We start from the raw sequence: 11,784 nt of genomic DNA, 5'->3' as shown, positions 1-11,784 counted from the left end.
GCCTGCGCATGTCGAATCGCAGGTCGAGGGCGCTGCCCGCGGCGCTCATCGTCGCCGGGCTGCTGGCCGGGGCGCCGGGAGAGGCCGCGGCGACCCCCGGCCCCCGCGACACGATCTCCGCGCAGGTTCAGGAGCTGGCCCGCAACCAGGTGAAGCTGGCGCGGGCCAAGGAGCGCCGCCGCGTGCTCGTCAGAGACGCCGAGCGCCTTGTGGAGGCGTACAACGGCGAGCTGGTCACGGTGCGGCGGGCCGAGGCCGAGCACGCCGAGGTCACCGCCGACCTGCTGGCGGCGGAGCAGACCGTCGAGGAGGCCAGGAGCCGGGCCGCGGCCCTGGCCGCCGACGCCTACGGGGTCGACCTGGCCAACCCGATGATGGCCCTGCCGGGCGCCCCCGACGCGCTGATGCGCCGGGCCAGCCTGGTCACCCAGATCGGCGACGAGCGCGCGGCCGTCCTCGACCGCCTCGACGACAGCCGCGAGGTGCTGCGGATCCTGCAGAACCAGGCCGCCGACGTGCTCGACGAGGCCCACCGGGCCGCGGCCGAGGCGGAGCGTCTCAAGACGGCCGCGGAGGAGGCCGTGAAGACGCAGCTGGCGGAGACCAGGGACCTGCGCGAGGAGCAGCGGGAGATCGAGGAGCGCCTCGACCTGGCCAGGTTCCGTATGGGGGCCGGTCCGGCGGCGCCCGGCTGGGCGCTCACCGCCGGGGGAGCGGGCGGCGAGGCGGCCCGCTGGGCGCTGGCCCAGCTCGGCAAACCCTACGTGTGGGCGGCCGACGGCCCCGAGAGCTTCGACTGCTCGGGGCTGACGATGCGGGCCTGGGAACGGGCCGGCGTGCCGCTCGACCACTGGACCGGCACGCAGTGGACCGCCGGGCCGCACGTCGAATCAGCCGACCTGCGCCCCGGCGACCTCGTCTTCTTCGGCGACCCGATCCACCACGTCGGCATGTTCATCGGACGCGGCCTGATGGTCCACGCCCCCCAGACGGGAGACGTGGTCCGCATCGCGTCGATGTGGCGGCCCGACTACGTCGGCGCCACGAGACCGGGCTGAGTCAGTGCTTGGCGCGCTTGTAGGAGCGCTCGATCTCGGCCTCGGCCTCGGTCCGGCCGACCCAGTTGGCGCCCTCGACGGACTTGCCGGGCTCGAGGTCCTTGTAGACCTCGAAGAAGTGCTGGATCTCCAGCCGGTCGAACTCCGGGACATGGTGGATGTCGCGGATGTGCTCCTGGCGGGGGTCGCGTGAGGGGACGCAGAGGACCTTGTCGTCGCCGCCCTTCTCGTCGGTCATGCGGAACATGCCGACGGCGCGACAGCGGATGAGACACCCGGGGAAGGTCGGTTCCTGGAGAAGGACGAGGGCGTCGAGGGGGTCGCCGTCCTCGCCGAGGGTGTTCTCGATGAAGCCGTAGTCGGCAGGGTACTGAGTGGACGTGAAGAGCATCCGGTCGAGCCGGATGCGGCCAGTCTCATGATCCACCTCATATTTGTTGCGTTGCCCTTTGGGTATCTCAACGACAACGTCGAACTCCACTGCCATTTCCTCCGCTCAAGCCATCCGAGTGGTCCCGGAGTGGCGTTAGTGTCTCGTAGGCGTAACTAGGGAGAGGTCACGTGGTGCGACGCGAGCGTTGGGTGGTTGTCGCCACCCTCGCGCTGCTTCAGATGTTCGTCATCGCCGCGGGCGTCTACCTCGTGGTCAACGGCAGCGAGCGGAATCCGATACAGGCCGCGGCCCCCAAACCGGCCCCCACACCGATCGTCACGGCACCGCCTGTTCTGGTCGCCGCGCTCGACGGCCCTCTCCCGGCTAAGAGTACTTTGACCACCCTGCTCCGTGACGCCATGGGTGACCCGGGAATCGGGGGCAAGGTCGCAGGTACCGTCATCGACACGGAAACCGGGCAAACGCTGTTCGATGAGGGCTCGACCACCGCGCTGACCCCGGCGTCCACCACCAAAGTGGTCACCGGCGCCGCGGCGCTCGCCTCGATCGGCGCCGATGTGACGTTCGCCACCACGGTCGTGCAGACCGCCCCCGGCAAGATCGTTCTGGTCGGCGGCGGCGATCCGACCCTCGCCGGGCCCAAGGCCGACCCCCGCGACCACTATCCGAGGGCGGCCAGCCTCCAGACCCTCGCCTCCCGCACCGCCAAGGCGCTGAAGGCCGCCGGAGTGAAGTCGGTCACGCTCTCCTACGACGCCTCGCTGTTCCAGGGCCCGGTGACCGCCCCCGGCTGGAAGCCGACGTACGTGCCCGAGGGCAGCGCCTCCCCGGTGACCGCGCTGGCCATCGACGAGGGCCGCGTGGTGCCCCGCAACGACGCCCCCCGCTCGGCCAACCCGCCGGCCGACGCGGCCCAGGCGTTCGGCGACCTGCTCGCCAAGTACGGCGTCAAGGTGGGCAAGACGATCAAGCCCGGCAAGGCCGCGCAGCCCGGCCAGGAACTGGCCCGGGTCGAGTCGGCCCCGGTCTACGCCCTGGTCGAGCGCATGCTGACCGAGAGCGACAACGACCTGGCCGAGGCCCTCGGCCGCCACGTCGCCATCGCCGAGAAGCAGCCCCACACCTACGCCGGCCAGGCCAAGGCCTACCGGGCCGTGCTGGCCCGCCTCGGGGTCACCCAGGGCGTCGAGGTCCACGACGGCAGCGGCCTGTCGACCGCCAACAAGATCACCCCGGCGGCGCTGGCGAAACTCGTCGCGCTGGGCGCCTCTCCGCAACACCCGAACCTCCACTCGCTGATCAGCGGAATGCCCGTCGCGGGCTTCACCGGCACCCTCCACGGCCGCTACGGCGAGGCCGACTCGAAGGCCGGGGCCGGATTGGTCCGGGCCAAGACGGGCACGCTCGACGGAGTGAACACACTGACGGGCCTGGTCCACACCGCCGACGGACGGCTGCTGAGCTTCGCGTTCATGGCCAACGGCGTCACCGACCCCGGCAAGACCGTCAAGGCGCTCGACCGGCTGGCGACCCTGGTCTCGCGCGCCGCCTGAACCGACGACATACGGTGGTGAACATGCAGGTGATCGACTGGGATCTCGCCGTCGCTACCGGAGTCCGGCTCGTCCGCCCGGGGCCACAGGTGAGTCGTGAAGAGGCCAGACAGGCCGTCAGCGAGCTTCGGCGCCTGTCGCGCGAGGCCGAGGTCCACGTCAAGGAGTTCACCGGGATCGACTCGGCGCCTCCAGAGGAGGCCACCGTCGTCGACCGTCCCGGCTGGATCCGGGCCAACGTCGAAGGGTTCAAGGTCGTCCTCGAACCCCTGTCGGAGAAGGTCGGCACCATGCCGGCCATCGTGAGCGCCGTCGGGTCCCGCATCACCGGCGTCGAGGTCGGGGCCGTCCTGGCCTTCCTGGCCAGCCGGGTCCTCGGGCAGTACGAACTGTTCCTGCCGCCCGACCCCGACGGCAACGCCCCGACCGGCCGCCTCACCCTGGTGGCCCCCAACATCGTCAACACCGAGCGCGAGCTGCGCGTCGACCCGCGCGACTTCCGCCTCTGGGTCTGTCTCCACGAGGAGACCCACCGGGTCCAGTTCACCGGCGTCCCGTGGTTGCGCGAATACCTCCAGGCCCAGATGAAGGAGTTCCTCACGATCTCCGACATGGACCTGTCGACCCTCCTCGACCGCATGCGCGACGTCACCGACGCGGTCGCCGACGCCTTCCGCGGCGGCGACGGCAACCTCATCGAGGCCATCCAGACCCCCGAGCAGAAGGCCGTGCTCGACCGGGTGACCGCCGTGATGACCCTGGTCGAGGGCCACGGCGACTACGTGATGGACGCCGTCGGCCCCAGCGTGGTGCCCTCGGTGGCCGAGATCCGGGCCAAGTTCCAGCAGCGCCGCTCCGGCGGCTCCCGCGTCGACCAGGTGATCCGCCGCCTGCTCGGCGTCGACCTCAAGATGAAGCAGTACGCCGAAGGCTCCAGCTTCGTGACCACCGTGGTCGAAGAGGCCGGCATGGACGGCTTCAACCGGGTCTGGACCTCCCCGGAGACCCTGCCCACCCGCCAGGAGATCTCCGATCCCCACGCGTGGATGCGCCGGGTCCTGGTCACCAACGCGCTGGAGCCTGATCACAAGTCCGCCTGATGGGTCCTCATCCGGCGGTCGCCGACGTCCGCCGCGCGATCCGCGAATCGCTCTCCGACCTCGGCCCGGGCCGTCTGGTGCTCGCCGCCTGCAGCGGCGGCGCCGACTCCCTGGCGCTGGCCGCCTGCCTCGGCTTCGTCGCGCCGCGCCTGGGCCTGCGCGCCGGGCTGGTCACCGTCGACCACGGCCTGCAGCCCGGTTCCCGCTCAAGAGCCGATGACCTGGTACGTCTGGCGCCCGGCCTCGGCCTGTCCTTCGGCGAGGCCGTCACGGTCCAGGTCGGCACCCTGGGCGGGCCCGAAGCGGCGGCGCGCATCGCCCGCTACGCCGCCCTCGACGAGACGGCGGCCCGTCTGGAGGCGGTGATCCTGCTCGGCCACACCCGCGACGACCAGGCCGAGACCGTGCTGCTGCGGCTGGCCAGGGGCAGCGGTTCGCGCTCCCTGTCGGGCATGGCCGCGGTGTCGGGCGTCTACCGCCGGCCATTGCTGGGCGTCAGTCGTACAAGAACCGAAGAAGCCTGCGCGGCACTCGGCCTGAGCCCCTGGCACGACCCCCACAACGACGACCCGCGCTTCACGCGGGTCAAGGTACGGCAAACCTTGCTGCCCCTTCTGGAGTCGGAGCTCGGCCCCGGCATCGCCGACGCGCTCGCCCGAACCGCGCGGCTCTGCCGCGACGACGCCGACGCCCTCGACGACTGGGCCGACCGGGTCTACGCCGAGGCCAGAGACCTCAACACCGGCCTGTCGACCGCCCTGCTCGCCGAACTGCCCGCGGCCGTACGCCGCCGGGTGATCCACCGGGCCGCCGTCGCCGCCGGGTCGCCGCCCTCGGCCCTCGCGGCCGTGCACATCGAGGAGGCCGAGCGGCTGATCACCGGCTGGACGGGGCAGAAGGGGGTGGACCTACCCGGAGGGGTGGGTGTGGTTCGCCGATATGGCAGGCTGATGTTCACCAGCTCCCTCTCGTAAGGAATTCGCAGGTGGACGCAGCCGACATGGGCAGAGACCTGTCCAGGGTCCTCATCTCCGAGGAAGAGCTCCAGACCAAGATCAGGGAACTCGCCGGGAAGATCGACGCCGACTACGCGGGCCACGAACTGCTGATCGTCGGGGTGTTGAAGGGCGCCGTCATGGTGATGGCCGACCTCGCCCGCGCGCTCCACGTGCCCGTCCAGATGGACTGGATGGCGGTGTCGTCCTACGGCGCCGGCACCAAGTCGTCGGGCGTGGTGCGGGTGCTGAAAGACCTCGACACCGACATCGCCGGCCGTCACGTGCTGGTCGTCGAGGACATCATCGACTCGGGCCTGACCCTGTCGTGGCTGCTCAACAACCTTCAGTCGCGCAACCCGGCGTCCGTCGAGATCTGCACCCTGCTCCGCAAGCCCGACGCGGTGAAGGTTCCCCTCGACGTCAAATATGTGGGTTTCGACATCCCCAACGAGTTCGTCATCGGCTACGGGCTCGACTACGCCGAGCGCTATCGAAACCTCCCATTCATCGGCACTCTCGCGCCACATGTCTATGGCGGCGAATAAGCCCTGAGCGAAGTGGCCCCTCCGGGAGCTTGATATTTGCTCTCCGCGAAGGGAACACGCCTGTCCCTGACGTACGTTGGATGAGCAATGCCCGAGCCTGCCGGGCGGTGACCCTCACCGGCGGCTCGGTGTACCTTCTGATAACCCGGGGGCGGCCCCGGGTAGTCAGAAGCAGCGGCAAAGGGTGCCGCGACCCCCTTTACCCAAAGGGGGCCAGGCCTTGGTCAGGAAGGGACGGGCCCGCCGGGGTTCCGCATCGGATGGATCTCAAGCGATTTACACGTGGGCCACTGCTGTGGATCCTGGGCATCGTCGTGCTTCTGCTGCTCGTCACGACGTTGATGAACACCGGCGGCAATTACACCACCGCCGACACCTCCACTGTTCTCCAGCAGATCAACAGCGGCAATGTGGTCAGCGCCAAGGTGACCGACAGAGACCAGGTCGCCGCGGTGACGCTGGCCAAGCCCATTCAGGTCGGCGGCAAGTCGACCGACCGCATCCAGGCCTCCTGGGTGACCGGTCAGGGCGTCCAGATCACCGAGGCGCTCGCGAAGGCTAACCCCAAGAACGGGTGGACGGTCGAGGTTCCCAAGGAGAACTTCTTCGTCACCCTGCTGTTGAGTTTCCTGCCGATCATTCTGATCGTGCTCTTCTTCTTGTTCTTCCTGAACCAGATGCAGGGCGGCGGCTCCCGGGTGATGAACTTCGGCAAGTCGAAGGCCAAGCTCATCACCAAGGACACGCCGAAGACCACCTTCGCCGACGTGGCCGGCGCCGACGAGGCCATCGAGGAACTCCACGAGATCAAGGAGTTCCTGCAGGCCCCAGCCAAGTTCCAGGCCATCGGCGCGAAGATCCCCAAGGGCGTCCTGCTCTACGGCCCGCCCGGAACCGGTAAGACCCTGCTCGCCAGGGCCGTCGCCGGCGAGGCCGGGGTGCCGTTCTACTCGATCTCCGGCTCCGACTTCGTCGAGATGTTCGTGGGTGTCGGCGCGAGCCGCGTCCGCGACCTGTTCGAGCAGGCCAAGGCCAACGCCCCCGCCATCATCTTCATCGACGAGATCGACGCCGTCGGCCGTCACCGGGGCGCGGGCCTCGGCGGTGGTCACGACGAGCGCGAGCAGACGCTGAACCAGCTCCTCGTCGAGATGGACGGCTTCGACGTCAAGGGCGGCGTGATCCTCATCGCCGCGACGAACCGGCCCGACATCCTCGACCCCGCGCTGCTGCGTCCCGGCCGGTTCGACCGGCAGGTCACCGTCGACCGTCCCGACCTCGAGGGCCGCAAGGGCATTCTCAAGGTCCACGGCCGCGGCAAGCCGTTCGACGACACCGTCGACCTCGACGTCATCGCCCGCCGGACCCCGGGCTTCACCGGCGCCGACCTGGCCAACGTGATCAACGAGGCGGCGCTGCTGACCGCCCGCCAGGACAAGAAGCTCATCACGATGGAGATCCTCGAAGAGTCGATCGACCGCGTGATGGCGGGCCCCGAGCGCAAGTCGCGGGTCATGTCCGACCAGGAGAAGAAGATCATCGCGTACCACGAGGGCGGCCACGCCCTGGTGGCCCACGCGCTGCCCAACTCCGACCCGGTCCACAAGATCACGATCCTGTCGCGCGGCCGCGCCCTCGGTTACACGATGACGCTGCCGATGGAAGACAAGTTCCTGGCCACCCGCTCCGAGATGAACGACCAGCTCGCGATGCTGCTGGGCGGCCGCACGGCCGAGGAGCTCGTCTTCCACGAGCCCACGACCGGCGCCTCCAACGACATCGAGAAGGCGACCTCCATCGCCCGCCGCATGGTCACCGAATACGGCATGAGCGAGAAGCTCGGCGCCCGCAAGTTCGGCTCCGGCAACGGCGAGGTCTTCCTCGGCCGCGAGATGGGCCACGAGCGCGACTACTCCGAGCAGATCGCGTCGTCCATCGACGACGAGGTCCGCCGCCTGATCGAGTCGGCACACGACGCGGCCTGGGAGATCCTGGTCGAATACCGTGACGTGCTCGACAACCTGGTCCTGGAGCTGATGGAGAAGGAGACCCTGTCCCGCGAGCAGGTGCTGGAGATCTTCAGCCCGATCGTGGTCAGGGAGAAGCGGCCGTCCTACGCCGGTTACGGCAAGCGGCTGCCCTCCGACCGTCCTCCGGTCATCACGCCCAAGGAGGTCGCCGCGGCCAACGGTCACGGCGCCCCCGCCATCGCCTCCGGCAACGGCTCGCCCGTGGCGCAGCCCGCACCCCAAAAGGACGAGGCGTAAGAACAGTGGTTGGCAAGCCTCTCCAGGTCGACAACGCCCGGATCGAAGCGGCCGTACGCGAGATTCTGATCGCGATCGGCGAAGATCCGGGCCGTGAGGGCCTGGTCGAGACTCCGGCGCGCGTCGCCCGAGCCTACGCGGAGCAGTTCGCGGGGCTCGGGCAGAAGCCGGAAGACGTGCTCACGACGGTGTTCGACGCCGACCACGACGAGATGGTCCTGGTGCGCGACATCGAGATCTACTCCACGTGCGAACACCACCTGGTGCCCTTCCACGGGGTGGCCCACATCGGCTACATCCCCAACGACAAGGGCCAGGTGACGGGCCTGTCGAAGCTGGCCCGGCTGGCCGACCTCTACGCCCGCAGGCCCCAGGTCCAGGAGCGGCTGACCTCCCAGGTCGCCGACGCCCTCATGGAGGTCCTGAAGCCCCGGGGCGCGATCGTGGTCATCGAGGCCGAGCACATGTGCATGACCATGCGGGGCGTCCGCAAACCGGGCGCCAAGACGATCACCTCGGCGGTCCGCGGCATCTTCCGCGAAGACGACAAGACCCGCGCCGAGGCGATGTCCCTGATCATCGGCCGCTAGTTTTCGATCGTTATCCACAGGTGGCCCCCGGGCGGCGGATCGTGATGCCGGAACGCCTAGGCTTGATCCCGATCGACCACATGAGGAGCCGTTGATGAGCGCGTTCACCGTGCCGGGGCTGCCCGACGCCGGGCGCTGCCTCGTCATGGGCGTGGTCAACGTCACCCCCGACTCCTTCTCCGACGGCGGCCGCTGGTTCGACCCCGAGATCGCCATCGCCCACGGCCTGGCGCTGGTCGAGCAGGGCGCCGACATCGTCGACGTGGGCGGCGAGTCGACCCGTCCCGGGGCCGCCCGGGTCTCCCTCGACGAGGAGCTGCGCCGGGTCGAGCCGGTGATCCGCGCCCTGTCCGCCGAGGGCGTCGCCGTCAGCGTCGACACCATGCGCGCCGAGGTCGCCGAGGTGGCCGTGGCCGCCGGGGCCCGGCTGGTCAACGACGTGAGCGGCGGCCTGGCCGACCCCGAGATGCCCCGCGTGGTGGCCGCCTCCGGCGTGGCCTACGTGGTGATGCACTGGCGCGGCCACAGCAGAGACATGGAGAGCCGGGCGATCTACAGCGATGTGGTCACCGAGGTGAGCGAGGAGCTGCGCAAGCGCGTCGACTCGGTGCTCGCCGAGGGCGTCCGCGAGGAGCAGCTGATCCTCGACCCCGGCCTGGGGTTCTCCAAGCAGGCCGACCACAACTGGGCGCTCCTGGCCGGTCTCGACCGGCTCCGGGAGCTGGGCCGTCCCCTGATCATCGGGGCGTCCCGCAAGCGCTTCCTGGGCCGGCTGCTGGCCGGTCCCGACGGCGAACCCCGCCCGTTCGCCGAGAACGACGACGCGACCCTGGCGGTCACCGCGCTGGCCGCCCGAGACGGCGCCTGGTGCGTACGCGTCCACGACGTCCGACCCAACGCCGACGCCGTACGGGTTGCCGCGGCGTGGAGGGCAGCCGATGAAAGAGGTTGAAGACCTCAACCAGGCCTTTTACGCCGCGATCGAAAGCGCCGACCTGGATCGCATGTCGGAGATCTGGGTGGAGGACGTGCCTGACCACCTGGTGGCGATGTGCGTCCATCCGGGGTGGCCGATGTTGTCCGGTCGTGGCGAGGTGCTGCGGTCGTGGGCACTGATCATGGCGAATACGCCCTACATCCAGTTCGTGCTGACTGACGTGCAGACGACGGTTTTAGGGAATGTCGCGGTGCTGACCTGCGCCGAGAACATCCTCACGGCGGCCGACGCCGAAGACACGGGAGACACGGGGTTCGCCGCCGGGCGGGTGGTGGCCACCAACACGTTCGTGAAGACGGCGGGCGGCTGGCGCCTGTGGCACCATCACGGGTCCCCTGTGCTGCAGACGGGCGACGACGACGAGGAAGAGGAAGAGACTCCCTGACCCAAGCGGCACTCTTCCGCAGCCTCACCCACTGAGAGCACCGGGGCGGGCCACCGGAGGGCGGCGTCTGATGCTGGCAACCTTGGAGCGCGTCTTACCCGAGTGCAAGCCACCACAGAGCCAGATCGTGGTCGAGGATGCCTCACGGCTGAGCACACGGCGGTGATCCACCAGCGGCGTCCCTCGCCGAGCGCCCAGCCGCAGAGTTACCACATGGGCGCTCTGATCTGGGCGCGAGCCAACGCAGGGCGGCATCTAGGGCGGCGCGCGAGGTTCTAGATGGCGAGATCGCGTTCGGGCGTGGGTCGTCGGAGGGCGACATCGCGTTTTGGGTGTGGACTGTCAGAGGGCGAGAGGCAGCCAGCAGTCGGCTATGCAGGACGCATTTCAGCTGGGCGTGGGCTGTTGCGGAGCGCCGCCTCGGCCGGGCGTGGGGTTCTGCGGAGCGTGACCTCGGCCATGCGCGGGTTCTTGCGGAGCGCCGCCTCGGCCGGGCGCGAGTTTCTGCGGAGCGCGACCTCGGCCATGCGCGGGTTCTTGCGGAGCGCCGCCTCGGCCGGGCGCGAGTTTCTGCGGAGCGCGACCTCGGCCGGGGTTTATTTCCGAACTCGATATCAGCTGGTCCCAACCGGGCACGATCGGCCGGTGCGGGCCATTACGGGCGCGATCACGGCTGAGCGTCCTTCAGCGCGCGTCTCAGCTGGGTACGACTGCGAAGAACGTGGGCTCGGCTGGCGCGCGGCAAGGTAGCCCTCTCCGCTGCCGGTTGTGTCGCCGCGCTCCGGCGCGGGGCCCAGATGCTCGATCACCCCGTTCCACGGCAGTGCGACTCCGAGACGTTGGCTTTGTGGGGGCAGAGGTTGCGGCATCCGACGAGGTCCCCCAAGGGCTGGCTCACGAAGATGTTGAGGTTTGGGGTGTTTCGTGGAATGTGCGTTTGGGCGGGGGGCGTTGTCGTCGTCGGAATCGGTTGGCGGTAGAAAGTGATCTCGGGCAGCTCGCCCGGGTGAAGATCGGTGCGGAGGTGTCGTGGGCCTCGATACGGTGAGCCTGAAAGGGCTTCGGGCGAGGGGGCGGCATGGGTGCCTGCCCGCTGAACGGGAGCTGGGGCAGGAGTTCGTCGTCGACGCGACGTTGTTCCTCGATGTGCGGCCGGCGGCCGCGTCCGACGACCTGACCAAGACCGTCGACTACGGGGCGCTGGCGCTCGAGCTGGTCGCCGTGGTCGAGGGGGAGCCGGTCGATCTCATCGAGACGCTGGCGGAGCGGCTCGCCCAGGTCTGTCTGCGTTATGAGCTGGTGGAGGACGTCGAGCTGAGCGTGCACAAGCCGGCGGCTCCCATTCCGCTGCCGTTCGACGACGTGGTGGTGACGGTCAGGAGGTCGCGGTGAGGGTCGTCTTCTCGCTGGGCTCCAACCTGGGGCAGCGGATGGACTATCTGCAGAGTGGTCTCGACGCGCTGTTCGACGCGCCCGGGATGGCGTTCGTGGCGCTGTCGCCGGTCTACGAGACCGATCCCGTCGGCGGGCCCTCGCAGGGGGCCTTCCTGAACGCCGTGGTGATCGCGGAGAGCTCGCTCGACCCGCGCACGCTGCTCGATCGCGCCCTCGGGGTCGAGGACGCGTTCGGGCGGGTGCGGAAGGAGCACTGGGGGCCGCGTACGCTCGACGTCGACATCATCATGATCGGCAGTCTGATGTCCGACGAGGCCGAGCTGACCCTGCCTCATCCGAGGGCGCACGAGCGGGCCTTCGTGCTGGTGCCGTGGGCGCAGGCCGACGCTTCGGCGGTGTTGCCGGGGCGGGGGTCGGTGGCGGCGCTGCTGGCCGGTCTCGACCAGAGCGGCGTACGCCTCCGGGCCGACCTGTCGCTGGAACCCCCGCTTTAGGAGTCGTG

Annotated in this window: 12 protein-coding genes; 11 read left to right on the top strand and 1 reads right to left on the bottom strand. The window is 69.5% G+C overall.

The genetic code is table 11. The features are described 5' to 3' along the window. Positions 1 to 8 precede the first annotated feature (8 nt). Positions 9 to 1,058: a C40 family peptidase gene (locus tag AW274_RS41120; RefSeq protein WP_198169078.1), complete on the top strand. Its 1,050-nt coding sequence runs from the start codon at positions 9 to 11 to the stop codon at positions 1,056 to 1,058. 1 nt (position 1,059) lies between these two features. Here the strand turns inward: AW274_RS41120 and AW274_RS06765 are convergent, their stop codons facing one another. After that, positions 1,060 to 1,539 (bottom strand): inorganic diphosphatase, encoded by a 480-nt coding sequence (locus tag AW274_RS06765; RefSeq protein WP_030452941.1) that lies wholly within the window; start codon positions 1,537 to 1,539, stop codon positions 1,060 to 1,062. Between the two features lie 83 nt (positions 1,540 to 1,622). Between AW274_RS06765 and dacB the strand changes: the two genes are divergently transcribed. The 10 genes from dacB to folK all read left to right on the top strand — a co-directional run bounded on the left by dacB (position 1,623) and on the right by folK (position 11,776). Beyond that, a complete protein-coding gene (dacB, locus tag AW274_RS06760) occupies positions 1,623 to 3,005 on the top strand; it encodes a D-alanyl-D-alanine carboxypeptidase/D-alanyl-D-alanine endopeptidase (RefSeq protein WP_063813304.1) in 1,383 nt (460 codons plus the stop codon). A gap of 23 nt (positions 3,006 to 3,028) precedes the next feature. After that, the gene (locus AW274_RS06755; RefSeq protein WP_198169076.1) at positions 3,029 to 4,105 is read left to right on the top strand and encodes a zinc-dependent metalloprotease; all 1,077 of its coding nucleotides are present in this window, start codon (positions 3,029 to 3,031) and stop codon (positions 4,103 to 4,105) included. Beyond that, positions 4,102 to 5,079 carry a tRNA lysidine(34) synthetase TilS gene (tilS, locus tag AW274_RS06750; RefSeq protein ID WP_062430234.1) on the top strand — a complete coding sequence of 326 codons (978 nt, stop codon included), beginning with the start codon at positions 4,102 to 4,104 and terminating at the stop codon, positions 5,077 to 5,079. The genes AW274_RS06755 and tilS overlap by 4 nt, the downstream gene beginning before the upstream one ends. Positions 5,080 to 5,090: 11 nt before the next feature. Further along, the gene (gene hpt / locus AW274_RS06745) at positions 5,091 to 5,648 is read left to right on the top strand and encodes a hypoxanthine phosphoribosyltransferase (RefSeq protein WP_062336902.1); all 558 of its coding nucleotides are present in this window, start codon (positions 5,091 to 5,093) and stop codon (positions 5,646 to 5,648) included. A gap of 260 nt (positions 5,649 to 5,908) precedes the next feature. Further along, positions 5,909 to 7,915, top strand: coding sequence for an ATP-dependent zinc metalloprotease FtsH (gene ftsH, locus AW274_RS06740; protein ID WP_062430233.1), 2,007 nt, complete (start codon positions 5,909 to 5,911; stop codon positions 7,913 to 7,915). 5 nt (positions 7,916 to 7,920) lie between these two features. Beyond that, positions 7,921 to 8,505: a GTP cyclohydrolase I FolE gene (gene folE, locus AW274_RS06735; protein WP_062336906.1), complete on the top strand. Its 585-nt coding sequence runs from the start codon at positions 7,921 to 7,923 to the stop codon at positions 8,503 to 8,505. A gap of 94 nt (positions 8,506 to 8,599) precedes the next feature. Further along, positions 8,600 to 9,457 carry a dihydropteroate synthase gene (gene folP, locus AW274_RS06730; RefSeq protein ID WP_062430232.1) on the top strand — a complete coding sequence of 286 codons (858 nt, stop codon included), beginning with the start codon at positions 8,600 to 8,602 and terminating at the stop codon, positions 9,455 to 9,457. Next, positions 9,444 to 9,887 carry a nuclear transport factor 2 family protein gene (locus AW274_RS06725; protein WP_062430231.1) on the top strand — a complete coding sequence of 148 codons (444 nt, stop codon included), beginning with the start codon at positions 9,444 to 9,446 and terminating at the stop codon, positions 9,885 to 9,887. The genes folP and AW274_RS06725 overlap by 14 nt, the downstream gene beginning before the upstream one ends. A 1,029-nt stretch (positions 9,888 to 10,916) precedes the next feature. Continuing rightward, complete coding sequence (gene folB / locus AW274_RS06720) at positions 10,917 to 11,279, top strand: dihydroneopterin aldolase (protein WP_062430230.1); 363 nt, start codon at positions 10,917 to 10,919, stop codon at positions 11,277 to 11,279. Beyond that, the gene (folK, locus tag AW274_RS06715; protein WP_062430229.1) at positions 11,276 to 11,776 is read left to right on the top strand and encodes a 2-amino-4-hydroxy-6-hydroxymethyldihydropteridine diphosphokinase; all 501 of its coding nucleotides are present in this window, start codon (positions 11,276 to 11,278) and stop codon (positions 11,774 to 11,776) included. Before folB ends, folK begins: the two co-directional genes overlap by 4 nt. Positions 11,777 to 11,784 lie beyond the last annotated feature (8 nt).

Origin of the sequence: Herbidospora daliensis (genome assembly GCF_001570585.1) — a bacterium.
Taxonomy (GTDB): domain Bacteria; phylum Actinomycetota; class Actinomycetes; order Streptosporangiales; family Streptosporangiaceae; genus Herbidospora; species Herbidospora daliensis.
This window is presented reverse-complemented; position numbering and strand designations above follow the sequence as displayed.

Coding starts and splice junctions, on each gene's coding strand:
- AW274_RS41120 (WP_198169078.1), top strand. CDS start 9: ATGTCGAATCGCAGGTCGAGGGCGCTGCCCGCGGCGCTCATCGTCGCC.
- AW274_RS06755 (WP_198169076.1), top strand. CDS start 3,029: ATGCAGGTGATCGACTGGGATCTCGCCGTCGCTACCGGAGTCCGGCTC.
- ftsH (WP_062430233.1), top strand. CDS start 5,909: ATGGATCTCAAGCGATTTACACGTGGGCCACTGCTGTGGATCCTGGGC.
- folP (WP_062430232.1), top strand. CDS start 8,600: ATGAGCGCGTTCACCGTGCCGGGGCTGCCCGACGCCGGGCGCTGCCTC.
- AW274_RS06725 (WP_062430231.1), top strand. CDS start 9,444: ATGAAAGAGGTTGAAGACCTCAACCAGGCCTTTTACGCCGCGATCGAA.